Raw genomic sequence first — 26,133 nt, forward strand, 5'->3', positions numbered from 1 at the left:
TCCCCCTTGAACTTTGAATGAATAGTCATTCATTTTTTCGGCAAAAAAAATGAAACCCTTTTCTTCTTTCATCTTAAAAGATTTTCAGGATGACTTCAATAGCAAATATGGAATTTTTTTAAATTTTTCGGCTTCCGCATGTTCCATGGCGCGGGCGGGAAACTTAAACCCGGAGGTGAAGGGAATGGTGCGAGGGAGAAAAGATCCGTCTTCTGCCGCAGTGAGCGCGGCCAGCATGAAAGGAAATGCGGGACCGAAGCAAAAATACGGCGGCGGCAAACGGACGAGCCAAAATCAGCAATATAAAAAAGACAACATGGAATAACATGCTGCGGCTGCTTTTTGGAGCAGCCGTTATTTTTTGAAGATCCCTTTCAGCACAAACGCCGCGTTTGCCGGGCGCTCGGCGATTCTTCTCATCAGGTACCCGTACCAATCGGTTCCGTACGGGACATACACCCTCATCCTGTATCCTTCTTCGGCAAGCTCCTTCTGGCGCTCCGTTCTGATGCCGTACAGCATTTGGAATTCAAACTGCTCCCGGGGAATTTGATGTTCACTGATGAGTGTTTTCGTATAAGAAATGATGTCATCATCATGAGTCGCCACCGCCGTTTCATGGCCGCTCAAAAGCTGCAGCTTAATCAGCTGCTGAAAATGAAGGTCGGTTGCTTTTTTATCAGGGAATGCAACGGCCGCCGATTCTTTATAAGCGCCTTTTACAAGCCTGAGCCGCGGCTTGTATGGCATCAGACCGCTGATGTCTTCAGCTGCGCGGTACAAATAAGCCTGAATGACGGTGCCGAGCATCGGAAAATCCGGCTTGCACCGCTTATACAGCTCGAGTGTACGGCCGCATCTTGAATAGTCCTCCATATCAATCGTTACAGGCACGCCACGTTCTTTTGCCTCCGTCAATATGTCTCTGACATGCTGTTCCGCGAGTTTCTCGGAAATATCCAGACCGATGGAAGTTAATTTCAGCGACAGCTCACAATCCAGTTGATTCTCGGCAATCGCCCTGATTGCTTTTTTACATTCTTCCGCCGTCCTTTTCGCATCCTTCTCTGAACCCGCATATTCACCTAGATAATCAATCGAAGCCGACAGCCCTTTTTGGTTCAGCCGCTTTACCGTTTTCACAGCTTCCGTGAGTGTTTCCCCTGCAACGAACCTTCCCGCACCGAAGCGGATTCCGTAAGCCTGGGCGAATTTTGTAAGCATTTTATTTTTCGACAAAAATAAACATATGCTCCGCAGCAAGGATGAACTCCCTCCTTTTTCTTTTATTTGTGTATGAAATCCTGATCGCAGAGAAAGCTAAAAAGAACAGAATTGAAGGAGGCGTTTATATGAACAATCAAGAGCAGCACGGAAACTTGCCGCCTGCCGTCATCTCAACGAAAGACCATTTGTATCTTGAGGACATGCTGAACTGGAATCTGCTTGCCATGAAAAAAGCGCATTTTATGGCGGAACACTGTCAGAATCAGACGTTAAAACAAGAGCTTGATCAGATCGGCCGGATGCATCAGAAGCATTATCAGCACATATTGGACCGCTTGAACCCCGATCAAGGCGGACAGACAACAACAGGCTATATGCAATAGGAGGACAATACATGGAACAGCAAAATCAAAAAATCACGAATCCGCAAACGCCCGTGCCCAATACGGCGCAAATGAATGACAGAGACTTGGTGAATGAGCTGCTGACGACGGAAAAATACATCACGGCTTCATATTGCACAGCCCTGCACGAGTTCAGCCACGAGTCTCTTTATCAAGATATTCAGGCGATTTTCGATGAGTCACAAAAAGCGCAAAGAAGATTATACGATGTGATGTTTCAAAATGGCTGGTATTCCATTGAAGCAGCCGATACCCAAAAGCTTCAGCAATCGTATGAGAAGTTCCGGCAGACCATTCAGCAGCAGTCTCCCTATCAGCAGTAAAACGAAGAAGGATTTGATGTTTTCGACAAGCATCAATCCTTTTTTTATTTTTGCACAAAAAGATTGACTTATCATTAATCCTTATTTATATTTAACTAATGTTAATTATTTTCTCAAGGAACAAGATGAGGAGGAGTTATGAAAAACGCGGATCAATATGTGTCTGACATCCAGAAATCTCTTCAGACGCTGCTGCAAAACATACAGCCTGAAATGGTGGAAAGCATGGCAAAACACGAGGTGACGCCTGCCCAATTATTTGTTTTAGCCAGCCTGAAAAAACACGGGAGCTGCAAAGTTTCCGAAATTGCGGAACGCATGGAGGTAAAACCGAGCGCAGTGACGCTGATGGCCGACCGCCTCGAGCAAAAAGGACTTATCGTCCGCAAACATAACCAGCAGGACAGACGCGTCATCGACATCAGCCTCACCAAAAAAGGCGAAACAAAATTCGAAGATGTTGTGGAAGGACGGAAAGCGATACTGGCGCGAAACCTGTCCGTTCTGACTGACGATGAACTGATTCAGTCCGTGAACATCATCCGCAAAGTAGCGGAAGCCGCCGAGAAATACGCGGCTGATCAAAAAGAAAACGAATAGAATAGAGGAGCTGCCGAAACATGAGCATTGAAAAGAAAGATCCAAAACGCACATTATTGATAACCGGCTTAATCATCGCCATGTTTTTCTCAGCCCTTGACGGCACCATCGTAGGAACGGCGATTCCTAAAATCGTGGGTGACCTCGGGGGATTAAGCATGATGACGTGGCTGACCACGGCATATCTTTTAACTTCGACGACGATCGTTCCGATTGCGGGGAAACTTGCAGATTTATTGGGACGCCGCGTCGTCTATGTGTCAGGTTTATTGATTTTTATGGGAGCTTCCGCACTGTGCGGAATGGCCAGCAACATGACGGAACTGATTATTTTCCGCGGACTTCAGGGAATCGGCGGCGGTGTCATGATGCCGATGGCTATGATCGTCATCGGGGATTTGTTCACAGGAAAACAGCGTGCCAAGTTCCAAGGGCTTTTCGGGGCGATTTACGGGCTTGCTTCCGTGATCGGCCCGCAAATCGGGGGCTGGATTGTTGACTCATTAAATTGGAAATGGGTTTTCTATATCAACCTGCCTGTCGGAATTTTAGCCGTGATCTTTATCGCAAGAGGACTTCAAGGCAGAAAACAGACTGGGCCGATTAACTTTGACATCGCCGGCATTTTCACAATGATCGTCGGAATCGTCAGCCTCCTCCTCGCGCTCAGCTTCGGAGGAAAGGATTACGCATGGGGCTCTTGGCAGATTCTCGGTCTCTTTGCGCTTGCGCTTGCCGGGATTGTCGGATTCATTTTCGCTGAAACCAAAGCAAAGGAGCCGATTCTGCCGATGTACCTGTTTAAAAACAGAACGTTTACCGTACTGAATCTGATCGGCTTTTTCATGAGTATCGGCATGTTCGGCGCCGTTACGTTCGTTCCTTTCTTTATGCAGGGAATTATCGGAGTCAGCGCCACCGCGTCCGGCACGATTATGACGCCGATGATGGTATCTATGATTATCACAAGTATTATCGGAGGCCAGCTGGTTTATAAGATCGGTATTAAACCGCAAATCATGATCGGCATGCTGATCATGGCCGTCGGCTTCTTCTTATTAACGACCTTACAGCTGGATACAAGCAAGCTCGCGGCTACGTGCTATATGGCCGTGATCGGTCTGGGAATGGGGCTCGTCATGCCGCTTCTCACACTCGCTCTGCAAGAAACGTTTTCAAAAGAAGAGCTGGGTGTTGTGACCTCTTCAAGCCAATTTTTCCGGATGATCGGGGGAACGTTCGGCATTACGGTGCTCGGCGCTGTCATGAATGCCAGATCAGGAAGCCTTTTAACCGACAGACTGGTGCCTTACTTAGACTCACTGCCGAAACAGGCAAGTGCCTTTGCCGCCCAGTTTAAAGGTATGATTGACAAGAATCCTGAAGGGCTGCTTCAATCCCTGTTCAGCCAGGAATCGATTAAGCAGATTCCGGCCGCATTTTCTTCCCATATCGTGCCGGTTTTGAAAACGTCACTGATGGATTCGCTTCACAGCGTGTTTTTCACAGGCCTGGCCTTTATCGCTGCCGGATTGATCCTCACGCTGTTTGTTAAATCAATTAAACTGACAAACAAAAAGACAGGCAAACAAGAAGAAAAGGCGAAAGCCGTTTAACAAAGAAAAATCCCGCGGATGCCGCGGGATTTTTTTATATCATCTGGGAATGGCCAGTCTTCCGCCTCATTGGAATTGGGGGAAAAATTCAAAAAAATAATGATGAAACCCTTTAATAAACCTTAAACATTTCATAGTTATCTTTATAGTACGACATAATAAAGTCACGAAAATTTCTTATCGAAGAAGATAACAGCTTATGTCTTAACCAAGATAAGCCGACTGGATATGAAGCAGAGTGATCAGTCACTTTTATAAAATTCAGCCCCAATGTTCTGCAAACTGAAATAGGAAGCAACGCAACACCTTGATCCAGCTTTATAATCTCGACCAGTAAATGAGAATCTGCCTCAAATGCAATATTTGGGGTGAAACCGGCTTTCTCACAAAGCGAGGCTGTAAAACCGCTGTACTCTTCATTATTAGCAAGGGTAATAAATGGTTCATCGGCGGCAAGACGTAAAGAAATTTCTGTTTTACCCGTAAATCGGTGGTTTGAGGGCAAAGCCAGAACAATATCTTCATTTACCAGCACACAACTCTCTATCTCTTCATCTTGAATCGGATGACCTGTTATTCCTAAATCAATGTCCCCTTTTTTTAAACTTGTTATGATCTCGCTTTTAACTCCGATTGCTTGGAGAATTTTTGATTGAGGGGAGCGGTTGATATATTCACTCATCAGTCCTGCAAGGAATCTTGGATTGGAAATAGATATTCTGATGGTGTCAGACATTTGATGTTCCTCCAATTGAATTTCCGTTTGTGCATTTTCAATCTCAGTAAAAATCCTGTTTACATGTTTTAAAAGAATTTTCCCTGCTGAACTCAGCTTAATATTTCTGCCTTTTCTCTCAAACAAGGTTGTTCCCAGTTCATTCTCAAGTCTTTTTATAGTGAGACTTAAAGAAGGCTGGGCAATCTTTAATTGTTCTGCTGCTTTAGAAATATGTTCAGTATAGGCAACTGTCTGAAAGTATTTTAGCTGCAGCAATTCCATCTGTCTGCACCCCCCTCATTTATTTCAATAAATATATATATACCTTATTATGTATTGGATTAAATGTAAATGCGGATGTAAGATAATAACGCAGTTAAATAAAAGGAAAGGGGTTTCCTACTATGAAAATTGATGTGAATAACATTGTGAAAAATTTAAACACACCTTTAACATCACCTGCTTACCCCGTGCCAACCTATAAATTTGTTAACCGGGAATATCTTAATATTATTTACCGAACGGATGAAAAAGCTTTACGTGCGGCAGTGCCGGAACCTCTTGAAATTACTGAACCTCTAGTGAAATTCGAAGTGATGTGGATGCCCGATGTTTCCGGACTTGGTGCCTATACAGAGGCGGGACAAGTCATCCCTGTCAGCTTTAATGGTGAAGAAGGGGATTATGTACATTCTATGTATGTAGACAATTTCCCGGCTATTGCAAGCGGACGGGAACTTACTGCATATCCAAAGAAATTGGGTGCCCCTAAGCTGTATATAGACTCTGATACTCTTGTTGGCACATTAGATTATGGCAGTCTTCGTGTGGCAGCTGCGACTATGGGATATAAACATTTCGAAATGGACAATGAAAAAGCGAAAAGGGAAATTTGCCGACCTAATTTTATGGTGAAGATTGCTACTGATTACAATGGTGATTTAAGGGTTTGTGATTTGGTGAGAACGCAAATAACGAATATAGAAGTTAAAGGTGCCTGGACTGGACCGGCGCGGCTTCAATTATTTGAACATGCTCTGGCACCGCTTGCAGATTTGCCTGTACTAGAAGTTGTTTCAGCATCTCATATTATTACGGATTTAACCTTAAATGCAGCACAGCCGGTTTATAACTACTTAGAGGAAAAATAAGGAGACGTTTACAATGAGAATTGCAGTTTTAGGAGCAGGTTCTTTAGGAACCATTGTTGGAGCATATCTGTCTGCTGGCGGAATGGATGTCGAATTGATTGATTCATACAAAGAACATGTAGATACTTTAAATCAAATAGGTGCTAAAGTAGTTGGTACAACGGAATTTCAAGCAAAGGTGAAAGCCATTACCCCTGAAAACAAGTCAGGCAAGTATGATTTCATATTACTTCTGACGAAACAATTATATAATGACTCCATTCTTAAGGAGTTACTGCCTTTTTTAAAGGATGACAGTGTAGTATGTTCCTTGCAAAACGGTATACCTGAACAGAAAGTCGCTTCGATCGTTGGTGATGAACGTGTTATTGCAGGTTCTGTTGAATTTGGTGCTACGTTTATTGAACCGGGCGTATCCAGACTTACAACTGAGTATACTCAATTTAAAGAGTACGCTTTTCAAATTGGAGAATTACATGGTGAAACAACAGAAAGAATCCAGCGTATTAAATCGGTTTTAGACCTTATCGGCGGAACACATATTTCCGATAATTTAGTTGGAACGAAGTGGTCAAAATTACTTATCAATAATGCATTCAGTGGTTTATCGGCAGCATTAAACGGAGAATACGGAGACATTCTTGACCATGAAATCGGCATTGTTAGTGCAGTTCATATCGCAGATGAGACGATTAAGGTTGGACACGCCAATGGTGTCAAATTTGCGAAAATGGGCGGCCTTGATTTAGAATCTTTGGAATTAAGAAGCGAAAATGATATTCCTGAACGTATCCAAACATTTAGGTCAGCCATGGAACCATCTAGGCTGCTAAGAGCAAGTATGCTTCAGGATCTTGAGAAAAAACGCAAAACTGAAATTGATTATATTAATGGAGTTATTCCCAAAATGGCAGAAGGTACTGGCATTTCAACACCTTTTCATGATTTGGTTGTAGCACAAGTCAAATGTGCCGAGGAATCTCAAACAGTGCCCAATTTTGATACAAATATAAAAGCATTTGAAGAGTTATTACGTATCCGAAAGGAAATGTGATATATAGGAAAGAGAGAAAGGGATTGCTGCGGCGGTCCTTTTTTCTTGGTTCAGCAAGCGGAAGAAATATACGTTAACAAACGGGTGCGTTAGTTACATTAAAGTTCTTCGCTATGAATTGAACGGCGCCTTTCCTTTTCAGAAAAAAAGCTTCCGGCACCTCTCTTTGATGCCGAAAGCTTTTTTATTGTTTTTTTCTGTGTGCTTCATTGAGCTGTTTAATGTGCTGTATCGCAGCTTTGATGCCCTCTTTGGCGTCCGGGTAGGATTGATTCCAATGTTTGACGAGCGGAGGCATGCTTTTTGCGATATGTGTATACAAAATCCACTGCCTGACTTCTTCCTTTACATCCGGGTTTGTTTCACCAAGCAATAGTTCCGTGTATTTTTCAAGCAGGCCGTCCAGCTGCTGCTGAAGTTTCTCTTCCATACCGTTCCCTTCCCTTTTTCATGATTATGACAATCGGGCGGTGAGGGCCGCTTCCTGCACGATACATCTGCCGCGTCCGTGCGGAATGCAAAGCGGCGTGCCGAACAGCGGGTCTTGCGTTACCTGGCAGTTCATCGCAAAGACCTGCTGTACAAGCTCGCAAGTGATGACTTCTTCGGGACGGCCCTCTGCGTAAATCTGTTTATCCTTAATGGCGACCAGATAATGGGCATAACGGCATGCCAGATTGAGGTCGTGCAGCACCATGACGATTGTGCGTTTTTCTTTTTCATTTAATTCAAACAGCAAATCAAGAATTTCAATTTGATGCGTCATGTCGAGATAGGTTGTCGGCTCGTCAAGCAGAATGATATCCGTATCCTGAGCGAGTGTCATCGCAATCCATGCGCGCTGGCGCTGTCCGCCTGACAAGGAATCCACCGGACGGTCGGCCATTTCCTCAAGCTTCGTCGCTTTAAGCGCGTTTGCCACTGCGTCTTCGTCCTCTTTGGACCATTGCTTCAGCCAGCTTTGATAAGGGTATCTTCCCTGCTTCACAAGCTGATGCACCGTCAGGCCTTCGGGAGCTGACGGACTCTGCGGCAAAATAGCGAGCTCTCTTGCCACTTCCTTCGTCGGAAGCTTAGCGATGGCTTTTCCTTCTAAAAGCACAGAACCGCCCCTCGGTTTCATCAGCCGGGCCAATGAACGTAAAAGCGTCGATTTTCCGCAGCCGTTGCTTCCGATCAATACAGTTATTTCGCCTTTTGGAATCGCGACATCCAATTCGTCAATGATAACAGTTTCTCCGTACCCTAAGCTCAGCGTCTCTGTAGAAATTGCACTCATACCGCTAACCGCTCCTTTTTTGAGTTTCCCAACACTATGTATATAAACAAATTGCCTAAACATTCAACGTGAGATCATGATTATATTGTAACAGAAATTAATGACTCTGAATATCATTATCAATTAGTTTTGGGCAAAAAAGCAGCGGACGGCGGTTATTTTTTTATTTCTGTCATTTCTCCGTCGTTCTTTTTCAGTTTCAGATAAAAATGGTCATAGCGGCTGTCTAAATTAAAAGCCGAGAGCACCTGCCGGACGACCTCGCTTTCCTGCATCCGGCTGTTTACGGCAAGTTCTCCGAGGATCATCTTCATTTCATCAAGCGCTTCCTCGCCCTCTCTGTGAACCCCTGAGAGCTTGTCCCGGATGTCCGCCTTTTCATGACCGCTTTTTCTTTCATACAAACCTTCATAGCGGTTATGCTCTCCGGCTCCGTAGCTGACGCGAAGGGAAAAGCTGCTGTAAGGAACCGGCTTCGCGGATGACACGGGTGTGCTGTCTTGTTCCGCTTCCCGTTTTTCTTCATTCAATCGGCAGCCGGCAATCAGCATCAGCGTAAGACATAAAACGCCCGCCGTCCTGAACCATTTCATGCGATTCACTCCCATTCCATTCCGATCGTTTTTAGGTATTTCCAAGGGAGGCGGCTGTCATTCATTAAACAAAAAAGAACCGGAGCGGTAACACTCCGGCCGGTTCATCTCCAGATTATCATTCAGTCAGCTCTAAAAATTCCTGCACATCCTGTACAGCAAGGCGGACTGCGTCTTCCCAAAACGACCGTTCCGTCAGATCCGCTCCAAGGTGCTTCATCGCCAAATCCTCAACAGTCATCGAAGCCGTGTCACACAAAAGCGCGATATATTTTTCTTCAAAATCCGCTTTTTTCCGAAGAGCTCTTGCATATATTCCAAGCGAAAATAAGTAACCGAACGTATACGGAAAGTTGTAAAACGGCACTCCCGTAATATGAAAATGCAGTTTTGACGCCCAGAAATGAGGGTGGTATTCCCCTAATGAATCGCAAAACGCTTCTTTCTGCGCCGCTTCCATCAGTTCATTCAGTTTCTCAGCCGGAACGACGCCCTGCTTGCGCTCTTCATAAAAACGCGTTTCAAATAAAAATCTCGCATGAATATTCATAAACATGGCTACGCTTCTTTGAATTTTATCCTCAAGCAAGAACAGCTTTTCATCCTTTGTTTCCGCTTGTTTCAAAGCGGCGTCGGCGACGATCATTTCCGCAAAGGTCGAGGCTGTTTCAGCGACATTCATAGCGTAGGCTCTGTTCAGCTGCCGCACTTGAAGCATGGCCTCCTGATGGAACGCGTGACCGAGCTCATGCGCCAGCGTCGATACATTCGAAGCGCTTCCGGAAAACGTCATAAAAATCCGGGATTCCCCGCTGTCGGGAAAGCTGGTGCAGAAACCGCCGACCCGTTTGCCGCTGCGGTCTTCCGCTTCTATCCACCGATCGCGGAACGCTTTTTCCGTAAACGCGGACAGCTTTTTGCCAAACGTCGAAAATTGGCTGACGATCAGATTGGCCGCTTCATCAAATGTGTATTCTTTCGGAGCCTCGCCGATCGGCGCGTCCACATCATACCAGTTCAGCCGCTCAAGCCCTAAAAGAGATGCCTTTCGATTCAGGTATTCGGCAAAAGGTTTTTTATGATCGGTAATGACCTGCCACATGACATCCAGCGTTTCTTTTTTCATCCGGTTGATCGCAAGCGGCTCTTCCAAAGCGCTTTTCCAGCCCCGCGCTTTATAGATTTCCGTGCGGAAGCCGGCCAGATGGTTCAGCGTGCTGCCGAAAAGCTCCTCTTCTCCTTTCCAGGCTTCATTAAGCTCTTTGAACACTTGGCGTCTGATGCGGCGGTCCGGGTGCGCCATCATATTTTCCGCTTGGCCGACCGACAGCTCTTTATCCTCAAACGGAATCTTCATTCTGCCGACAGCCGCATTATACAGGTCGCCCCATGCGTGATAGCCGTCAACGGCCAGGCCTTCAATCAGCCTTTCTTCCGAAGCGCTGAGCTTCTCTTTGACACGGTCTCTTCTCTCATTTAAAACATATGTGAGATCCTGAAGTTCCGGTTTTTGCAGCAGCTCCTCCCAGACCCGCTCGTCAATCCGGGCAAGTGTATCGTCAAGGGTGACCAGAGCGGATTTAAAATCACTGCTCAGCTGATTAATCCGCGCCCTCCATTCATTCGCTTTCTGATCATGAGTGTTCTGAGCCTGAAGACAGCCGACGAACGCTCCCGCCTGCCTGATCATGATCGCTGACCGTTCAAACCTATCGATCAGATTGATCAGGTCCCGGCTTTCATCCGCATGCGCCGGAACTGTAAACGCTTCAACCGCATGTTGAAAAGCACTTAGATGCTTTTTGAGCTCTTGTATGTATTGCTGAAACTCTTCCGACCGGCTCCCGCCCTCAAAAATGGAGTTTAAATCCCATGTTTCCTTCAATCCCTTTAATGCCATCTTTTCTTTACCCCTTTCTATCCGAAGCTGACTCCATTATAAAACAATTCTGACATATTTCCGAACGATTTCTCCTTCTTTCCGCGAGATGTTATACACTATGAGATAAGAACAAACGGGGAGGATTATAAGATGAACAGAAAAATTGCCATTGTAACCGGCGCGACGAGCGGATTCGGGCTGCTGACAGCGCTGAAGCTCGCCCGGTCCTATCACGTCATCGCAACAGCCAGACAGCCGGAGAAAGCTGAAATACTGAAAGAGGCCGCCGCTCAAGCGGGTGCATCCGATCATGTTACGGTCGTTTCTTTAGATGTGACAAATGAGCAGTCGGTGTCTGACTTCGGGAACACCATCAGCGGTTTCGGACCGATTGACCTGCTCGTCAATAACGCCGGCTCTGCGTACGGGGGGTTTATTGACGATGTGCTGATGGAACATTACAGACAGCAGTATGAAACAAATGTATTCGGTCTGATTCACGTCACAAAAACCGTGCTGCCTTATATGCGAAAACATGGCGGGGCGAAAATCTTCAATATCAGCAGTATCAGCGGACTGACCGGTTTCCCGGCTCTATCTCCGTACGTCTCTTCCAAATTCGCGGTTGAAGGATTTACAGAGTGTCTGCGCCTCGAACTGCTGCCTTTAGGAATTGATGCCGCTTTAATAGAACCGGGCTCCTATAAAACGTCTATTTGGGAAACGTCTCTCTCCAATCATCTTACGGCACCCGCCAAAGATTCGCCTTATTACCGCTATTATCAGCAAATCGAAGCTTACTTCAAAGCCAACGCATCCAAAAGCGGCGATCCTGATGACGTAGCGGAGCTGATTTATCAATTGGCACAAAGGAAACGGCTGAAGAAACTGCGGTATCCGATCGGCAGGGGCGTTAAGCTGGCATTGGCTTTCCGCTCACTCTTCTCGTGGTCCGCCTGGGAATCTGTTGTGAAGAAAAAGCTGTTCACTTAAACCTAAATTATAATTATTATAATTTAGTATTGATTTTTATTTGATACGTGATATAATTAAATTAACAGATCACAGGGAGGACGATGAATATGAATACACAAAACGCGAAAAAAACTGAAACTCTTGTTGAGAAATCAATGAACACACAATTATCAAACTGGTTTATCCTTTACTCTAAACTGCACCGCTTCCATTGGTATGTAAAAGGCCCTCACTTCTTTACGCTTCATGAAAAATTTGAAGAACTGTATAACGAAGCGGCGGAAACGGCGGATGCTATCGCAGAGCGTCTTCTGGCCATCGGCGGACAGCCTGCGGCGACTTTACACACTTACCTTGAACAAGCTTCCATTACGGATGAAGGCCAGGAAAAAACGGCTTCTGAAATGGTGGAATCACTGGTTCAAGACTATAAACAAATCAGCCGCGAATCAAAATTTGTCATCGGCATCGCCGAGGAACAAAATGACCCGTCAACTGCCGACCTGTTTGTCGGATTAGTTGAAGAAGCGGACAAGCATGTGTGGATGCTGTCAGCCTACTTGGGAGAATGACGAAAAAAGCTGAACCTCAGTTGAAGGTTCAGCTTTTTTTATGCGTTCAGCTTGCGCTTTCGGTTTGTTTCGTTAATGTGACGTTCAGCGTCTTTTTGCTTCCGCTTCTGAGAACTTGAACAGTCGTCTTATCGCCGATTTTCAGCTGGTTATATAAGATCTGTCTGATATCGGCGCTGCTGCCGACATCTTTGCCGTTCAATTGTACAATGACGTCATTTGATTTGATGCCCGCTTTCGCAGCCGGTGAGCCGGATTGCACCTCTTTTACGTAAACACCCTTAGACAGCTGGTCGCCGAACAGTCCGAGCGTGTTTTCCTGATAGGTTTCCGGCACTTGCGACATATCAATCATCTGCACACCTAAAAACGGGCGCTCGACTTTTCCTTTTGCAAGCAGCTGGTCGACTATCGGTTCTACATCATTGCTCGGAATGGCAAAGCCGAGTGACTCCACGCCGCTTTCACTGACTTTCATGCTGTTGATCCCGATAACCTGGCCGCTTGAGTTGATTAACGGGCCGCCGCTGTTTCCGGGGTTAATCGCCGCATCCGTCTGAATCACGTTCATTTCCACCGTGCCTTGGGATGTATCGGCGTCTACCGTTCTGTTCAGCCCGCTGATGACACCTTGTGTGACGGTGCCGGAAAACTGCTGGCCGAGCGGGTTGCCGATGGCAATTACTTTATCGGCAATGCGGAGCTTGGAGGAATCTCCGAAGCTGGCCGCTTTTTTGACATTGGACGAGCTGATTTCCAATACAGCCAAGTCACTGATGGCATCCTTTCCGACAAGCTTTGCCGTTTCGGTTTTCCCATTGTAAAGAGTGACCGACAGTTTGTTCGCACCTTCTACGACATGATTGTTTGTAATGATGTACGCTTTTTCGCCGTCTTTTTTGAAGATGACGCCGGACCCCGTGCCGCTTTCCGTTTCAGAGCTTGAACCGCCGTCAAGTCCGAACTGGCTGCTTTGCGAAGCTTGGTAGTTGGACACTCCCACAATCGCAGGCTCCAAATCTTCTACCATATCCGCTACGCTTGAGGTATTTTTCAAAGGCGTTGACGTAAAATTCGAAGACTGAACTTGTTTCGTATCAGAAACGGCTTCTGTCTTATGCTGCTCACTCGGCAGGTTCGGCACAATGCCAAGCACGAGGCCTCCGCCGATAATACCGCCTAAAATCGGGCTCAGCCAAGCGGCTCTCCGTTTTTTTTCTTTTTTCACGGCAGCCGTTTTTTCAAATTCCGCGCCGGCGGCCGTCTCGTTTTCCGCTTCTTTCGAGACGGGCCCTTCGAGCAGCTCCGGCTCCTGATGGCTGATCCGCTGCTGTTCATTTCTGTTTTGTTCCGTATGTGAAAGATCTGACTGATCGCGGCTTCTGCCGTCATCTCGATGATCATTCATATTCACGCACACTCCTTCAGCATGTTTTCATTCTATCGATTACATATTCATCGCATGTACAAGTTCTATTGTCCCAATAATAAGGAGAAAAGCAAAGCTCCAAAACAAAATGTGTTTAAACATGTTATCTTCCCCGCTTTTTTTCTTCCTTTCTTCCCTTATACACATCATAAACAAACATTGTGGGATAAAAATGAAAAGAATATGTGAAATTATGAAAATGCGGCTTGAGTGTGTTAAAACTAGTATAATGACGTTGAAAGGATGTGAAATGCCTTGTCATACACCATTTATCTAGTTGAAGATGAGGATAACCTGAATGAACTGCTCACAAAATATTTAGAGAATGAAGGCTGGAACATTACATCTTTCACAAAAGGCGAAGATGCCAGAAAGCAGATACAGCCGTCTCCCCACTTGTGGATTCTCGACATCATGCTTCCGGATACGGACGGCTATACATTGATAAAAGAAATAAAAGAAAAAGATCCCGATGTGCCCGTCATTTTCATTTCCGCGCGGGATGCCGATATTGACAGAGTCCTCGGGTTAGAGCTTGGAAGCAATGATTATATCGCCAAGCCTTTTTTGCCGAGAGAGCTCATTATACGGGTTCAGAAGTTGCTGGAGCTCGTGTATAAAGAACAGCCCGCCGCAAAGAAAACCGGCATCACCGTTTCTTCCTACAATGTGATCGAAGATGCCCGAGAGGTTTATGATGAAACCGGCAGCCTGGTCAATTTGACGTCTAAGGAATTTGATCTGCTGCTTTTATTTCTTCACCATAAAGGACACCCCTTTTCCAGGGAAGATATTCTGCTGAAAATATGGGGCCATGATTATTTCGGCACTGACCGGGTGGTCGATGATCTTGTGCGGAGGCTGCGGAAAAAAATGCCGGAGTTAAAGGTTGAAACCATTTACGGATTCGGCTACAGGATGATGACGTCATGAAAAATAAGCCGCTTGCTTTTCAAATATGGGTGGTCATCTCAGGCATCCTCTTAGCCATTTCGATTCTGCTGCTCGTGCTGTTCTCAAATACGCTGCGTAATTTTTTCACGGATGAAACGTATACGACCATTGAAAATGAACAGCATGTACTGACGGAGTACCGGCTGCCCGGATCGATCGAGCGGGGATATTACAGCGAGGATGCGACCGCTCCGACGACTTTCCGATCCGTTCAGCACGTTCTTCTGCCGGAACGGGAGGAATCGGCCAGTGACAAAGACTTGAACTACTTTTCTTCTTCCTTTATCCATAAAGTGTACAAGCTCGCGGGCCGCCAGCACAGCGTCACGAAACGATACAGCGCGGACATCAGCGGTGAAAAAGTATTTTTCGTCATTAAAAAAGGCCTCACCATTAACGGCCAGGATGCGATGATGCTGTCTTACGCCCTTGATTCCTATCGTGATGATCTGGCATTCACCCTGTTCAAGCAGCTGCTCTTTATCATTGCCGGCGTGATTTTGTTAAGCTGGATTCCGGCGATTTGGCTTGCCAAATATCTCTCGCGCCCGCTCGTTTCCTTAGAGAAGCATGTCAAACGGATTTCAAAACAGGATTGGGATGATCCGGTCATCGTCGACAGGAAAGACGAAATCGGAAAATTAGGCCATACCATTGAAGACATGCGGAGCAAGCTGGTACAAAAGGATGAAACGGAAAGAACGCTCCTGCAAAATATCTCTCATGATTTAAAAACGCCTGTCATGGTGATAAGGGGCTATACTCAATCAATAAAGGACGGGATTTTTCCTAAGGGGGATCTGGAAACCACAATTGATGTCATTGAAGGCGAAGCAGAAAAACTTGAGAAGAAAATTAAGGATTTATTATATTTAACGAAGCTTGATTATTTAATGAAGCAGCGGGTGCACCATGAGACATTTGACATTGTGAAGGTCACGGAAGAAGTCATTGAACGGCTCAAATGGGCCCGGAAGGAATTATCGTGGACCGTTGAAACAGAAGATGCATTAATGATGCCCGGTGATCCGGAACAATGGAGCAAACTTCTTGAAAACATTCTCGAAAATCAAATCCGCTATGCAGAAACGGCGATTCACATTCGGATCAGCCAAAATCAGCAGCAGATTGTCATGACGGTTAAAAATGACGGGCCTCCGATTGAGGATGAGATGCTATCCAGCTTGTACGAGCCTTTTAATAAAGGGAAGAAAGGCGAGTTCGGCATAGGACTCAGCATCGTAAAACGGATTTTAACCCTGCATAAAGCATCAATTTCAATTGAAAATGGCCAATCGGGTGTAATCTACCGAATTATCGTACCAAAGTAGACTGTAGTGTTTCATTGCAGTCTTTTTTTATGTGAAGGAATAGCCGTTAAAATCTCTGTAGTTTGTTTTCAGCGGTTTTTGGCATTGATGAACCCATTTCTTTTCACAAATTGTCTTTTTCGGATATTTCACCTTTTCGACTTTAATTCCTCTGTTTCGCAAGCGGCTGATCATTTCATCTAATTCTTTCATTTTCAGATTCACCCTTTCGCCAGAACTTTGACCATTCGGTCAGCTCACTTTATAATATAAATAAAACAAAACAAAAAAACAAGTTACAATCAGGTTAAATTTACGGAATATCAATATGACCATATAGTCATACATAAGAAGGACAAGCCAGCCTCCTGGCTCCGAAAGGGTGGAACCATTGAAGGAAAAAGAAAAGCTGATCATTGAAGCAGCAATTAAACTGTTTGCCCGAAAAGGGTACAAATCTACATCGGTTCAGGAAATCGCCGATGAATGCAAAATCTCAAAAGGCGCTTTTTATCTATACTTTCCTTCCAAAGAAGCACTGCTTCTATCCATGCTGAATTACTACTATGATAAAACGTTTACCCGAATCACGACGATCCAAACGGAGGGTGACAGTCCGAGAGCCGCTTATCAAAAACAGCTTGCGGTGTTTTACGAATCGATTCTCACCCATCAGGATTTTATTACCATGCAGATGAAAGACGGTTCACTTCCTTATACCGAAGAAGCGGCGCAGTGCGGAAAGAGAATCCGCCGGTCGATCCTGCAGTTTCATATCGACAGTCTTCTTGCTATTTACGGAGAAAAAGCTGAACCATACACAGCCGAGCTTTGTTTTTTAATAGAAGGAATCAGTCAGATGTATCTTGAATATCTCATTCTGACCGGCCGGTCCGTACAGCCTTCGCTTTTGGCAAATACCGTGATTCACAGAATTGATGACATCGTAAACGGAATGGCGGACAGACATGATGAAGCGTTTATTTCTCTTGATGAGGCAAGCTCACTGTTTGGGCCCCTTCATAACGGGCAGCCCGATCCTTTAAGCCAATCGATCTTGCAGACCCTCCGCACGCGCATCGGCACGATGGACAAGGCGCAAGCATCCGAATTCACCGAGAGCTTGGATATTCTGGAAGCGGAAATGAAGAAAAAGTCGCCGAAACCGGCAATCATCAAAGGAATGATTTTGAATTTGAAGGAATCCGACCTGCTGGCTGAAGATGCAGAACAGCTCAGATTTTTACTGAAACAGCAGTTTATTTAGAAGAACGGCCGCAATGACTGCAGCCGTTCTTTCTTTTTATGCTTTCGGGTGCACCATATCTTCCGGACGCACCATTTCATTAAATTGTTCTTCTGTCAGAAGGTTCAGCTGTAATGCCGCTTCTTTCAGCGTCAGGCCTTCTTTGTGGGCAAGCTTGGCGATTTTCGCGGCGTTTTCATAACCGATGTGCGGGTTAAGCGCCGTAACAAGCATTAATGAGTTAGAGAGATTTTCCTGAATCGTCTCTTGGTTCGGCTCAATACCGACAGCGCATTTGTCATGGAAGGAATTCATTCCGTCACTGAGCAGCTGCACGGTCTGCAGGAAGTTATAAATAATAACCGGTTTGAAGACATTCAGCTCGAAGTTTCCTTGGCTGGCCGCAAATCCGATTGTCGCGTCATTTCCCATCACTTGCGCGGCGATCATTGTCAGCGCCTCACTTTGCGTCGGGTTGACTTTGCCCGGCATGATAGAGCTTCCCGGCTCATTTTCAGGAATGACGATTTCGCCGATTCCGCAGCGCGGGCCGCTGGCCAGCCATCTGACATCGTTGGCAATCTTCATCAGGTCGGCAGCCAATGCTTTTAACGCGCCGTGAACGTAAGTGATTTCATCATGGCTTGTGAGCGCATGGAATTTGTTAGGCGAACTCTTGAATGTCTGCCCCGTTACTTTTGTGATTTCTTCCGCGACGAATTCACCGAACTGCGGATGGGCGTTGATTCCCGTGCCGACTGCCGTGCCTCCGATGGCAAGCGCGCGGATTTTTTCCGTTGACTCAAGAATCATTTCTTTCGATCGGTCAAGCATGTATACCCAGCCGCTGATTTCCTGTCCGAGCGTCAGCGGAGTGGCGTCCTGCAAATGCGTGCGTCCGATTTTCACAATATCCTGATAAGCTTTCGCTTTTTCATCAAGCGTCGCGCGCAGCTGATCAAGCGCCGGAACGAGCTGCTCATATACAGCAAGAACCGCCGCAACGTGCATCGCCGTCGGGAATGTATCGTTTGAGCTTTGGCTGCGGTTAACGTCATCATTCGGATGAATCTTCAGCTCGGAATTTTTTTCTTTCAATAAAGCAGTCGCGCGGTTGGCCACCACTTCATTCATGTTCATGTTGCTTTGCGTGCCGCTTCCCGTCTGCCAGACAACGAGCGGAAAGTTATCGTCGTATTTGCCGTTTAAAACATCGTCACATACAGCGGCAATCGCCTGTGCTTTTTCAGACTCTAAGTTGCCGAGGCGTTCGTTGGCGATCGCTGTGCTTCTTTTCAATATTGCAAACGCCTTCACAACACGCTGAGGCATTTTCTCTGAACCGATTTTGAAGTTCTCTTTGCTGCGCTGTGTCTGAGCGCCCCAAAATTTATCTGCCGGAACTTTAACTTCTCCCATGGTGTCTTTTTCAATTCTGTAGTCCATTTATGTATCCCTCCATAACAGTTGCTTCACCCTGAGTATTATTCGCCAGTAACAGATGAAACCCTTTTTATTTTTCGGCCTTGGCCGTTTTTAATTTCAGCTCAAGATAGACGCGCGAATCCTTTGAGTATTTATACTTCGGATTTGTTTTACGGTATTCTTTCGACGTGTAAGCCACTTCGTAATGCGCTTCAAATGATTTGATGAGCTGTTCAATTTCTTCGGCATTTCCTGCCAGTCTGACTTGTGCCACATCTCTCCTCCGCTTTCATAAAAAAACTTGTACCATTAAATACTTTATCATAGTATATCATTTTTTTAACAGGAAAAGATAACCTCAATTAAGGATTGGAAGGCGGGTGACTGTCGATGACGCAATCGGAATTCAAGGAATACATACACGTTAATCTGGCACTGGTGCTTCCCCACGTAGAGCAGAATGATGACCTGGTTCAAAATAAAAAGATGCTTCCGAACGGGCTTGTTTTTTATTATATGTATCTGAGTGAAATGAACGACGAAGACAAAATAAAAGAGGCGATGGAAACACTGCTTCGGGAGGAAGACACTCTGACGCTGGATACGGTGGCGAAACGTCTTGATAAGATCGACGCCCGTCCCGTCTTTACGTCGAAGGAAGCCGTCATCTCCATTCTGCGGGGAAAATGCGCCGTGTTTATTAACGGACTTGACAGCGTATACATTTTGTCCACGGGAAAAAGAGAAAAAAGAAGCGTGAATGAACCCACATCCGAAAAGGTCGTAAGAGGTCCGAAAGTCGCCTTCATAGAAGATTCTGATACAAACGTCGCCATGATCAGGCAGCGCACGAACCATCCGAAGCTGAAAACGAAAAAGGTTCCGATCGGAGAAAATAAGTTAAAATACGCTACTGTCATGTACATAGATGATGAGGCGGACCCGTCTGTCGTCAGCGATGTTGTAAAGCGCCTCAGCGAAGTGAAGATGGACGACATCCAGGATTCCGGAACGCTTGAGGAGCTTATTGAGGATAATAAGTATTCGCCCTTTCCGCAAATACAAAATACGGAACGGCCTGATAAAGTCTCTTCCGCCTTGTTCAACGGCCGCGTCGCCATCCTTGTCGACAACTCGCCGTTTGCGCTGGTGGTTCCGGCTTCTTTAGGAATTTTAATGCAGTCTCCCGATGATTATTATGAACGGTGGATTTCCGCCTCGCTCATCCGGGCGCTGCGGTTTACGTCTATTTTTATTACGCTGTTTTTTTCGTCCATTTATATCGCCCTCGTTTCGTTTCACCAAGGGCTGCTGCCGACGTCGCTTGCAGTCACCATCGCGGCGAACAGAGAAAACGTTCCCTTCCCGCCTATCATTGAAGCGATGGTAATGGAAATTACGATAGAGCTGCTGAGAGAAGCGGGCTTGAGGCTTCCCAGCCCGCTCGGCCAGACGATCGGATTGGTGGGCGGAGTTGTCATCGGCCAAGCGGCCGTTGAAGCGAATATTGTCAGCTCCATCATGGTCATCGTGGTCAGCATTGTCGCGCTCGCTTCATTTACGGTGCCGCAGTACGGGATGGGTCTGTCGTTCCGTGTGCTCCGTTTCATTTCGATGTTTACCGCGGCAGCTTTCGGGCTGTACGGCATGATTTTATTTATGCTGGCGATCTACACTCATTTATCGAGACAGCGAAGCTTCGGTTCTCCGTATTTCTCGCCGAATGGATTTTTCAGCTTAAAAAACGCAAACGACTCTATTCTCCGTCTCCCTATTAAAAATCAACCAAAAGAGGCGAAAAACGTAAATGAGCCAGAAAACAACTCACAATAAGCTTACAAGCTATCAAGGGACAGCGTTGATTTCAAACACGATGCTCGGCGCGGGACTCCTCACCATGCCGCGGGCGCTGTCATCAAGGGCAAATTCTCCGGACGGCTGGATCGCGTTATGTCTGGAAGGCGTCATCTTTATCTTTTTGATTTATCTCAATACGCTCATTATGAAAAAGCATCAGTACGGATCATTATTTGATTATATGAATGAAGGACTCGGCAAATGGGCGGGAAATATCGTCAATCTTATGATCTGTCTCTATTTTATAGGAGTCGCCAGCTTCGAAGCCCGGGCGATGGCGGAAATGGTCAAGTTTTTTTTATTGGAAAGAACGCCCGTGCCGGTCACGCTGTTTATCTTTATCGCCTGTTCCGTTTATTTAATTATCGGCGGCATGAGCGATATCGGCAGGCTCTTTCCTTTCTATTTAACGATTACGATCATTATTTTGCTGGTGGTGTTTTCTTTCAGCTTTAAAATATTTGATCTGGACAACCTGCGGCCGGTGCTCGGGCAGGGGTTTTCTCCCGTTATGGCTTCCTTGACCGTCGTTTCTGTTTCCTTCTTGGGAATTGAGATTATGCTGTTTCTCCCCGAGTACCTCAAAAATAAAAAGCACACATTCCGCGTATCGGCCATGGGCTTTGGCATCCCGATTATTTTATACATCATTACCTACGTACTCGTCGTCGGCGCCTTAACCACCCAAGATGTCAAAACAATGATCTGGCCTACGATCGCGCTCTTTCAATCATTTGAAATCAAAGGGCTTTTTATTGAAAGGTTCGAGTCCTTTTTGCTTGTTGTCTGGATCATCCAATTTTTCGCCACCTATGTCTCGTACGGGTATTTCGCGACATCAGCTCTTAATAAAATTTTCGGGCTGAAGCAGAAAAAAGGGATCATCTTCGTAGGGATCGCGACATTCTTCGGATCATTGATGCCAAAAGACGGCAACAAGCTGTTGATGTTCAGTGATATTCTCGGCTATATCTTCTTGGTTTTCTTTTTGCTGCCTTTACTGATGTTTGGAGTCGTCGCTGTGAAAAGGAAGGTGAAAAAAGCGCAATGAAGAAATACATCGTAATCATGCTTTGCACATTGCTTTTGGCCGGGTGCTGGGACAGCCGCAATATAGAAGACTTGAGCCTCGTTATCGGGGTCGGGCTCGATAAACCCGAGGAAGAAAATGTGGAAGTGACACAGCAGATTCTGATCCCGCAAAAAGCAAGTTCCCAGCAGTCGTCGTCAGGCGATACGACAAAAGTAACGTCCACTCCCGGGGAAACCGTCCATCAAGCATTAAGAACGGCATCGTTAAAAAATCACCCCGCATTCTCCCAGCACTTGCGTATCATGCTGTTTTCCGAAGTGCTGTTAAAGGATAACATTCCGCTTGACGCATTGATGAACCAATTTATCAGAGACAACGGTACGAGAAGAAGCTGCAATGTGATGACGGTGCCGGATAAAACGAAAGATATTTTCAAAATCAGTGACCAGGGAGAACCTGCGTCAAATACGATCTATGACTTAACGGAGAATAATTCGGTCACCATCCGGATGATGGAGCCCGTGACATTGGGGGAAATATCCGAGAAAATCGCCAAAGGCGAGACCTTTGCCCTTCCTCAAGTGCGCCAAGTGGGCAGCAGACTGGAAATCTGGGGCGCTACCATTATTAAAAATAAATTCTGGTATGCGAATTTAACGCCTTTACAAGTCCAGAATATGAACCTGTTCACAGGCACAGTAAAGGGGGGCGTCACGTTTGCAAAGCATGACAATCATTATTTATCCTTCGAAGTATTTTCCAGCAAATATAATGTGAAAACACAATATAAACACGGAAAATTCAAGTTTATCGTCACCCGGTTTGTTGAAGGCCGTCTGTCTGAGGATTGGAATCCGAAAGAAGATTCCTTCAAGGAGTCCTATATAAATGAAATCAAAAACGCGGTAAAACACAGCATTCATTCAGATGTCATGGCATTCATTGATTACATGCAGCATGAGTTGAAAGTGGATATTACCGGGTTAGGCGATCAAGTCCGGATTCATTATCCCGATAAATGGAAAAAGATATCCTCTGACTGGGACCATCACTTCAGTGAATCGGATATTGAATACAAAGTCAAAGTCGCCATCAGGGATTTCGGAACAAAGGGAATGTCCCAATGACCCTGTCTTCGGGAGAGTGTGCTGGCGCCGCTCTCCTTTTCTTATGTCACGAGATGATTGCGGTGGGCATATACGGCTGCCTGCGTGCGGTCACTGACATCAAGCTTTGACAATATATTCGTAATGTGGGTTTTTACCGTTTTAATCGTAATGAACAGCTCTTCACCAATCTCTTTATTCGTCTTGCCTTCCGCGACGAGACAGAGGATTTCCAGTTCTCTTTTTGTCAGCGTTTCATGCGGAAGCTGATTCTCTGAATGGCGCAGCCTTGACAGCACTTTTCCCGCCACCTTCGATTCAAGCTTCGGTTCGCCCTTGGCAGCCGCTCTGATGGCTTCGGCTATTTCTGCCGCCTTGGACGTTTTCAGCAAATAGCTGAGCGCTCCCGCTTCGATCACCGGATACACTTTGTCGTCATCAATAAAGCTCGTCAGCACGATGATTTTCGGGTCATTGAGTTTCGCGCAGATCTGTTTTGTCGCTTCGATGCCGTCCATGCCGTCCATGACAAGGTCCATTAAAATCACATCCGGCAAAAGCTCTGCGGCCAGATCGACGCCCTGCTGCCCGTCTGATGCTTCACCGGCGACTTCAATGTCCGGCTGTGCTTCTAAAAATGCGGCCAGACCCATCCTGACCATTTCATGATCATCAATCAGTAACACTCGAATCACTGTCGTTCTCTCCTTTTGTTTTCTGATAAATCGGGACTTTCACGTCGATCTGCGTGCCTTTTCCCTTTACGGAGATAATTTCCGCTATGCCGCCGATTTCACTCGCTCTTTCCTTGATGGAATGCAGGCCGTATGAGGATGCTTTCACTTGATCCATCGTAAAACCCGCCCCATTATCAATGACTTTAAGCTGCAGCTTTTGATGTTTCGCGCCGAGCCTGACGGTGACCTTGGTCGCCTTTGAATGTCTGAAAACGTTGGAAAGCGCCTCCTGCACGATGCGGAACAGATGGTCTTCAACGCCTTTTGACACACCCGTATCGCTGATGTCCCACTCAATATCCAGCGGCTGCTTCGCTTTGAACTCTTTTAACAGCTCAATCAGCCCTTCTTTTAAGCCTTTTCCTTCTAAAGTGACGGGCCGCAAATGCAATAGCAGCGCTCTCATCTCGTTTTGCGCTTCCCCCGCCATATGTTCAACCATGCGAATCCGTTTGACGATTTTGTCATCCGCATCTTTCACCTGCTCTAAAACGGCGGATGTCATCATAGAAATGGCAAAGAGCTGCTGGCTGACGGCATCGTGCAGATCGCGCGCCAGCCGCTGGCGTTCTTCAGTGATGACCGATTTTTTCATTTGATCCTGCCATTCCGCACGTTCGTTGGAGAGCTTTTGCAGCGATGTGACCTGGAGCTCGACCCGCTTGGCCATTTCGTTGAGCTGGTCTGCCGCCAGACCGATTTCATCATCACCGAGCGGCGGCACCCGATAAGCAAAATTGCCGTTTTCAAATTTCAAAACCGCTTCAATCAGTGTATCCATTCTTGTTTTCAGGCGGCCGCCGTATACATAACCGGAAATCAATCCCGCCGAAAGAGACGCCAAAAGCAGGATGACCACAAACGGAATACCGAACCAGCCGGAAGATAACAGCAGCATTGGGTCAAGCCCGTAATACAGCAGCATCAGCGTAATAAACACCGTGCAAAGGAGCAGACTGAGTCCCGCGGTCATCCGCATGGCGCGCCACTGAATATTGGCGAGTAATTTTTTCCTCATAAATACTTCACATCCACATCGCCGATGAATAACGAAATTGAAATTTTAATCCGCCGCGGCGAGTCGCCGTACTCAGACGATACTTTATACAGATTCGGGCTCATGCCGCTTTTCTTAGAGCCGAGCAGGTTCATATCGCCGATAAAAGCCGATGAACTGACGGACACTTCGATATCCGGCGGGACGTACACATCGACATTGCCGATGACACCGCTGATGGTCATCGTGCTTTCTCCTTCGGGAATCATCGCTTTTGACAAATCAATTTTCACATCGCCGATGAATCCGGAAACATTTAAATCATTCAGCTCAAACGGGTCCTTCATCATCCGCAGCTCGCCGATAAAAAAGCTGCGGAGGTCCGGCTGTCTGCTTTCCGTCTGGGCGGAAGGCTTTGGCTGCTCTTCTTTTTCAAGATTGATTTTCTTCTCTTTATGTTCATACACGCGCTTTCCTTTCAGGAGCCTGTAGCCCGCGTAGATGAGAAAGGCGGCGAAGGCATAGCCGAACAGGTTAAAGGTGGCGCTGAACAGGTTTCTAAAAAATAAAAAAGCGGCGAAGATATACAGGACGGAGCCGAGCCAGCCGCGGGAATATTTATTAAAAATATAACCTGTGATCAGAAAAAAGAGCGGCCAAAACAAGAAGTCGCCGATGCCGATAATACGCAAAAACATGCTGACGCCTAATAAGGCGATGATAAGTCCGAGAATCTGTTTTTTTGCCATCAGCTGCTTGCCCCTCCTTTCCTTGACTATTGCAGTGCAATATTGCCGCTCGTCACCTTTATATCAATCGGCCTGGCGCCGCTGCCTTTCATGCCGGTAAATGCCCCGCCTTCCTTCCTCGTTTTCTCAAAGGAATAAGACGGCTGAATCCTTCCGCTTGCCGTCTCGGCGTTCACCGTAAAACTTCCGTCTTTCGGCATGCTGATCGCTGCGCTGCCGCTCGCAAGCCTGACGGATACGGGAGCATCCGCCGTCTCAAGCGAGGCGTCGACACTGCCGGAAGCGACCCGCACGTCAAGGGCCCCCGCCACATGTTGAAGCCCGACATGTCCCGAGGATAAGCGGACATCCCCCGTTTTTGCCGCAAGGCCTGCTGCTGTGAGATTGCCCGACAGCCCCTTCGCTTCAAACACATCCGTCTTCACGTGCTTCAGCGACATATTCCCGTTTACAGAACGGACGCCGAGGTGCGCAAGAGACAGCCCCTTGTTTCCGTCAATGGCAATGCTGCCGTTTGATGTATGGACGGTGATGTCCCGATGATAATCATACGGAATGCGGACAATCAGCAGAGGGCGCTGAAAGAGATTCAGAAATTGGAACCCTTTCTCCTTCGCTTTAAGATTGAGGGTCTTTCCCCTGTTTTGGACAAACATTTTCCCCGCCGGTCCCGTCATGTTTGCCGCGATATCATTCCGCGCTTCCGCGATGATTTTCACATCCGTCTGTTCCGATGAAACCGACAGGCTGTTGACGGCACGCGGCGGTATGCTTGCCGATTCCGCTTCTGTTTCGTACAGCGGAAAAAAACGCCCGGCAAACACTTCTTTCACCAAAAACAGACAGCAGATCAGAACGGACGCCGCCATCAGTCCTTTGGCAATCTTACGCTTCAT

General features: G+C 46.4%; 28 protein-coding genes and 1 pseudogene. 15 read left to right on the forward strand and 14 right to left on the reverse strand.

Features of this window, described 5'->3' with window-relative positions:
* The first annotated feature begins 184 nt into the window (after nt 1-184).
* A complete protein-coding gene (locus U2H13_RS15815; protein ID WP_003151836.1) occupies nt 185-325 on the forward strand; it encodes a YuzL family protein in 141 nt (46 codons plus the stop codon).
* A 29-nt stretch (nt 326-354) separates the two neighbouring features.
* Here U2H13_RS15815 and U2H13_RS15820 read toward each other — a convergent pair whose 3' ends face one another.
* Nucleotides 355-1,263 (reverse strand): proline dehydrogenase family protein, encoded by a 909-nt coding sequence (locus tag U2H13_RS15820; RefSeq protein WP_144664277.1) that lies wholly within the window; start codon nt 1,261-1,263, stop codon nt 355-357.
* Nucleotides 1,264-1,352: 89 nt separating this feature from the next.
* Between U2H13_RS15820 and U2H13_RS15825 the strand changes: the two genes are divergently transcribed.
* From U2H13_RS15825 to U2H13_RS15840, 4 genes are all read left to right on the forward strand, one after another.
* Complete coding sequence (locus tag U2H13_RS15825) at nt 1,353-1,610, forward strand: hypothetical protein (RefSeq protein WP_061862549.1); 258 nt, start codon at nt 1,353-1,355, stop codon at nt 1,608-1,610.
* 11 nt (nt 1,611-1,621) lie between these two features.
* Nucleotides 1,622-1,954 carry a spore coat protein gene (locus tag U2H13_RS15830; protein WP_017418957.1) on the forward strand — a complete coding sequence of 111 codons (333 nt, stop codon included), beginning with the start codon at nt 1,622-1,624 and terminating at the stop codon, nt 1,952-1,954.
* A 138-nt stretch (nt 1,955-2,092) separates the two neighbouring features.
* Nucleotides 2,093-2,554, forward strand: a complete 462-nt coding sequence (locus U2H13_RS15835; protein WP_003151828.1) for a MarR family winged helix-turn-helix transcriptional regulator — start codon at nt 2,093-2,095, stop codon at nt 2,552-2,554.
* Nucleotides 2,555-2,574: 20 nt separating this feature from the next.
* Nucleotides 2,575-4,170, forward strand: coding sequence for an MDR family MFS transporter (locus U2H13_RS15840; RefSeq protein ID WP_376700532.1), 1,596 nt, complete (start codon nt 2,575-2,577; stop codon nt 4,168-4,170).
* A 112-nt stretch (nt 4,171-4,282) separates the two neighbouring features.
* On the opposite strand, the gene U2H13_RS15845 is transcribed toward U2H13_RS15840, so the two are convergent.
* Nucleotides 4,283-5,170, reverse strand: a complete 888-nt coding sequence (locus tag U2H13_RS15845) for a LysR family transcriptional regulator (protein WP_014418832.1) — start codon at nt 5,168-5,170, stop codon at nt 4,283-4,285.
* A 122-nt stretch (nt 5,171-5,292) separates the two neighbouring features.
* On the opposite strand from U2H13_RS15845, the gene U2H13_RS15850 reads away from it, so the two are divergent.
* Both U2H13_RS15850 and U2H13_RS15855 read left to right on the forward strand, forming a co-directional pair.
* Nucleotides 5,293-6,039 (forward strand): acetoacetate decarboxylase, encoded by a 747-nt coding sequence (locus tag U2H13_RS15850; protein WP_022553746.1) that lies wholly within the window; start codon nt 5,293-5,295, stop codon nt 6,037-6,039.
* A 13-nt stretch (nt 6,040-6,052) separates the two neighbouring features.
* A complete protein-coding gene (locus tag U2H13_RS15855) occupies nt 6,053-7,093 on the forward strand; it encodes a ketopantoate reductase family protein (protein WP_014418834.1) in 1,041 nt (346 codons plus the stop codon).
* A gap of 184 nt (nt 7,094-7,277) precedes the next feature.
* On the opposite strand, the pseudogene U2H13_RS15860 reads toward U2H13_RS15855, so the two are convergent.
* From U2H13_RS15860 to U2H13_RS15875, 4 genes and pseudogenes are all read right to left on the reverse strand, one after another.
* A pseudogene (locus U2H13_RS15860) lies at nt 7,278-7,545 on the reverse strand (YusU family protein).
* 2 nt (nt 7,546-7,547) lie between these two features.
* Nucleotides 7,548-8,372 carry an ABC transporter ATP-binding protein gene (locus U2H13_RS15865; protein ID WP_014418835.1) on the reverse strand — a complete coding sequence of 275 codons (825 nt, stop codon included), beginning with the start codon at nt 8,370-8,372 and terminating at the stop codon, nt 7,548-7,550.
* Nucleotides 8,373-8,527: 155 nt separating this feature from the next.
* Nucleotides 8,528-8,965: a YusW family protein gene (locus tag U2H13_RS15870; RefSeq protein ID WP_017418952.1), complete on the reverse strand. Its 438-nt coding sequence runs from the start codon at nt 8,963-8,965 to the stop codon at nt 8,528-8,530.
* 118 nt (nt 8,966-9,083) lie between these two features.
* Nucleotides 9,084-10,865, reverse strand: a complete 1,782-nt coding sequence (locus tag U2H13_RS15875; RefSeq protein WP_376700533.1) for a M3 family oligoendopeptidase — start codon at nt 10,863-10,865, stop codon at nt 9,084-9,086.
* Between the two features lie 132 nt (nt 10,866-10,997).
* On the opposite strand from U2H13_RS15875, the gene U2H13_RS15880 reads away from it, so the two are divergent.
* Together U2H13_RS15880 and U2H13_RS15885 are read left to right on the forward strand one after the other, a co-directional pair.
* A complete protein-coding gene (locus U2H13_RS15880; protein WP_017418950.1) occupies nt 10,998-11,840 on the forward strand; it encodes an oxidoreductase in 843 nt (280 codons plus the stop codon).
* A gap of 89 nt (nt 11,841-11,929) precedes the next feature.
* Nucleotides 11,930-12,394, forward strand: coding sequence for a Dps family protein (locus tag U2H13_RS15885; RefSeq protein ID WP_007410071.1), 465 nt, complete (start codon nt 11,930-11,932; stop codon nt 12,392-12,394).
* Between the two features lie 46 nt (nt 12,395-12,440).
* Here U2H13_RS15885 and U2H13_RS15890 read toward each other — a convergent pair whose 3' ends face one another.
* Nucleotides 12,441-13,802, reverse strand: a complete 1,362-nt coding sequence (locus U2H13_RS15890; protein WP_032863908.1) for a S1C family serine protease — start codon at nt 13,800-13,802, stop codon at nt 12,441-12,443.
* A gap of 276 nt (nt 13,803-14,078) precedes the next feature.
* On the opposite strand from U2H13_RS15890, the gene U2H13_RS15895 reads away from it, so the two are divergent.
* Entirely contained in the window at nt 14,079-14,756 is a 678-nt protein-coding gene (locus U2H13_RS15895; protein WP_167409138.1) for a response regulator transcription factor, read from the forward strand.
* A complete protein-coding gene (locus U2H13_RS15900; RefSeq protein ID WP_014418842.1) occupies nt 14,753-16,108 on the forward strand; it encodes a cell wall metabolism sensor histidine kinase WalK in 1,356 nt (451 codons plus the stop codon). The genes U2H13_RS15895 and U2H13_RS15900 overlap by 4 nt, the downstream gene beginning before the upstream one ends.
* Before the next feature lie 27 nt (nt 16,109-16,135).
* Here U2H13_RS15900 and spxO read toward each other — a convergent pair whose 3' ends face one another.
* On the reverse strand, nt 16,136-16,300 hold the full coding sequence (spxO, locus tag U2H13_RS15905) for an anti-adapter protein SpxO (protein ID WP_007410067.1): 165 nt from the start codon (nt 16,298-16,300) through the stop codon (nt 16,136-16,138).
* Nucleotides 16,301-16,478: 178 nt separating this feature from the next.
* On the opposite strand from spxO, the gene U2H13_RS15910 reads away from it, so the two are divergent.
* Entirely contained in the window at nt 16,479-17,354 is an 876-nt protein-coding gene (locus U2H13_RS15910) for a TetR/AcrR family transcriptional regulator (protein ID WP_065180472.1), read from the forward strand.
* Between the two features lie 36 nt (nt 17,355-17,390).
* Here U2H13_RS15910 and fumC read toward each other — a convergent pair whose 3' ends face one another.
* Both fumC and U2H13_RS15920 read right to left on the reverse strand, forming a co-directional pair.
* Nucleotides 17,391-18,779: a class II fumarate hydratase gene (gene fumC, locus U2H13_RS15915; protein WP_014418844.1), complete on the reverse strand. Its 1,389-nt coding sequence runs from the start codon at nt 18,777-18,779 to the stop codon at nt 17,391-17,393.
* A 67-nt stretch (nt 18,780-18,846) separates the two neighbouring features.
* Nucleotides 18,847-19,032, reverse strand: a complete 186-nt coding sequence (locus tag U2H13_RS15920) for a YvzF family protein (RefSeq protein ID WP_003151806.1) — start codon at nt 19,030-19,032, stop codon at nt 18,847-18,849.
* A gap of 116 nt (nt 19,033-19,148) precedes the next feature.
* On the opposite strand from U2H13_RS15920, the gene U2H13_RS15925 reads away from it, so the two are divergent.
* Genes U2H13_RS15925 through U2H13_RS15935 form a run of 3 tightly spaced genes read left to right on the forward strand, consistent with a single transcriptional unit; the run spans nt 19,149 to nt 22,775 of the window.
* Complete coding sequence (locus U2H13_RS15925; protein ID WP_021494014.1) at nt 19,149-20,591, forward strand: spore germination protein; 1,443 nt, start codon at nt 19,149-19,151, stop codon at nt 20,589-20,591.
* On the forward strand, nt 20,566-21,666 hold the full coding sequence (locus U2H13_RS15930) for a spore germination protein (RefSeq protein WP_014418846.1): 1,101 nt from the start codon (nt 20,566-20,568) through the stop codon (nt 21,664-21,666). Before U2H13_RS15925 ends, U2H13_RS15930 begins: the two co-directional genes overlap by 26 nt.
* Complete coding sequence (locus U2H13_RS15935; RefSeq protein ID WP_021494015.1) at nt 21,663-22,775, forward strand: Ger(x)C family spore germination protein; 1,113 nt, start codon at nt 21,663-21,665, stop codon at nt 22,773-22,775. The genes U2H13_RS15930 and U2H13_RS15935 overlap by 4 nt, the downstream gene beginning before the upstream one ends.
* Nucleotides 22,776-22,816: 41 nt before the next feature.
* Here U2H13_RS15935 and U2H13_RS15940 read toward each other — a convergent pair whose 3' ends face one another.
* From U2H13_RS15940 to U2H13_RS15955, 4 genes are read right to left on the reverse strand one after another with little or no spacing between them, the layout of a single operon-like run.
* The gene (locus U2H13_RS15940) at nt 22,817-23,449 is read right to left on the reverse strand and encodes a response regulator transcription factor (RefSeq protein WP_003151798.1); all 633 of its coding nucleotides are present in this window, start codon (nt 23,447-23,449) and stop codon (nt 22,817-22,819) included.
* Nucleotides 23,427-24,509 carry a two-component system sensor histidine kinase LiaS gene (liaS, locus tag U2H13_RS15945; RefSeq protein WP_022553751.1) on the reverse strand — a complete coding sequence of 361 codons (1,083 nt, stop codon included), beginning with the start codon at nt 24,507-24,509 and terminating at the stop codon, nt 23,427-23,429. The genes U2H13_RS15940 and liaS overlap by 23 nt, the downstream gene beginning before the upstream one ends.
* Complete coding sequence (gene liaF / locus U2H13_RS15950) at nt 24,506-25,237, reverse strand: cell wall-active antibiotics response protein LiaF (protein WP_029973590.1); 732 nt, start codon at nt 25,235-25,237, stop codon at nt 24,506-24,508. The genes liaS and liaF overlap by 4 nt, the downstream gene beginning before the upstream one ends.
* A gap of 26 nt (nt 25,238-25,263) precedes the next feature.
* The gene (locus U2H13_RS15955; RefSeq protein WP_376700534.1) at nt 25,264-26,133 is read right to left on the reverse strand and encodes a DUF4097 domain-containing protein; all 870 of its coding nucleotides are present in this window, start codon (nt 26,131-26,133) and stop codon (nt 25,264-25,266) included.

Source organism: Bacillus sp. A1, assembly GCF_042296235.1.
In the GTDB taxonomy this organism is placed as follows: Bacteria; Bacillota; Bacilli; order Bacillales; family Bacillaceae; genus Bacillus; species Bacillus velezensis.

Excerpts from the sequence above, each read along its gene's own strand:
- U2H13_RS15815 (WP_003151836.1), top strand. The coding sequence starts at position 185 with ATGGTGCGAGGGAGAAAAGATCCGTCTTCTGCCGCAGTGAGCGCGGCC.
- U2H13_RS15825 (WP_061862549.1), top strand. The coding sequence starts at position 1,353 with ATGAACAATCAAGAGCAGCACGGAAACTTGCCGCCTGCCGTCATCTCA.
- U2H13_RS15830 (WP_017418957.1), top strand. The coding sequence starts at position 1,622 with ATGGAACAGCAAAATCAAAAAATCACGAATCCGCAAACGCCCGTGCCC.
- U2H13_RS15835 (WP_003151828.1), top strand. The coding sequence starts at position 2,093 with ATGAAAAACGCGGATCAATATGTGTCTGACATCCAGAAATCTCTTCAG.
- U2H13_RS15840 (WP_376700532.1), top strand. The coding sequence starts at position 2,575 with ATGAGCATTGAAAAGAAAGATCCAAAACGCACATTATTGATAACCGGC.
- U2H13_RS15845 (WP_014418832.1), bottom strand. The coding sequence starts at position 5,170 with ATGGAATTGCTGCAGCTAAAATACTTTCAGACAGTTGCCTATACTGAA.
- U2H13_RS15850 (WP_022553746.1), top strand. The coding sequence starts at position 5,293 with ATGAAAATTGATGTGAATAACATTGTGAAAAATTTAAACACACCTTTA.
- U2H13_RS15855 (WP_014418834.1), top strand. The coding sequence starts at position 6,053 with ATGAGAATTGCAGTTTTAGGAGCAGGTTCTTTAGGAACCATTGTTGGA.
- U2H13_RS15865 (WP_014418835.1), bottom strand. The coding sequence starts at position 8,372 with ATGAGTGCAATTTCTACAGAGACGCTGAGCTTAGGGTACGGAGAAACT.
- U2H13_RS15870 (WP_017418952.1), bottom strand. The coding sequence starts at position 8,965 with ATGAAATGGTTCAGGACGGCGGGCGTTTTATGTCTTACGCTGATGCTG.
- U2H13_RS15875 (WP_376700533.1), bottom strand. The coding sequence starts at position 10,865 with ATGGCATTAAAGGGATTGAAGGAAACATGGGATTTAAACTCCATTTTT.
- U2H13_RS15880 (WP_017418950.1), top strand. The coding sequence starts at position 10,998 with ATGAACAGAAAAATTGCCATTGTAACCGGCGCGACGAGCGGATTCGGG.
- U2H13_RS15885 (WP_007410071.1), top strand. The coding sequence starts at position 11,930 with ATGAATACACAAAACGCGAAAAAAACTGAAACTCTTGTTGAGAAATCA.
- U2H13_RS15890 (WP_032863908.1), bottom strand. The coding sequence starts at position 13,802 with ATGAATGATCATCGAGATGACGGCAGAAGCCGCGATCAGTCAGATCTT.
- U2H13_RS15900 (WP_014418842.1), top strand. The coding sequence starts at position 14,753 with ATGAAAAATAAGCCGCTTGCTTTTCAAATATGGGTGGTCATCTCAGGC.
- spxO (WP_007410067.1), bottom strand. The coding sequence starts at position 16,300 with ATGAAAGAATTAGATGAAATGATCAGCCGCTTGCGAAACAGAGGAATT.
- fumC (WP_014418844.1), bottom strand. The coding sequence starts at position 18,779 with ATGGACTACAGAATTGAAAAAGACACCATGGGAGAAGTTAAAGTTCCG.
- U2H13_RS15925 (WP_021494014.1), top strand. The coding sequence starts at position 19,149 with ATGACGCAATCGGAATTCAAGGAATACATACACGTTAATCTGGCACTG.
- U2H13_RS15930 (WP_014418846.1), top strand. The coding sequence starts at position 20,566 with ATGAGCCAGAAAACAACTCACAATAAGCTTACAAGCTATCAAGGGACA.
- U2H13_RS15935 (WP_021494015.1), top strand. The coding sequence starts at position 21,663 with ATGAAGAAATACATCGTAATCATGCTTTGCACATTGCTTTTGGCCGGG.
- liaS (WP_022553751.1), bottom strand. The coding sequence starts at position 24,509 with ATGAGGAAAAAATTACTCGCCAATATTCAGTGGCGCGCCATGCGGATG.
- liaF (WP_029973590.1), bottom strand. The coding sequence starts at position 25,237 with ATGGCAAAAAAACAGATTCTCGGACTTATCATCGCCTTATTAGGCGTC.
- U2H13_RS15955 (WP_376700534.1), bottom strand. The coding sequence starts at position 26,133 with ATGAAGCGTAAGATTGCCAAAGGACTGATGGCGGCGTCCGTTCTGATC.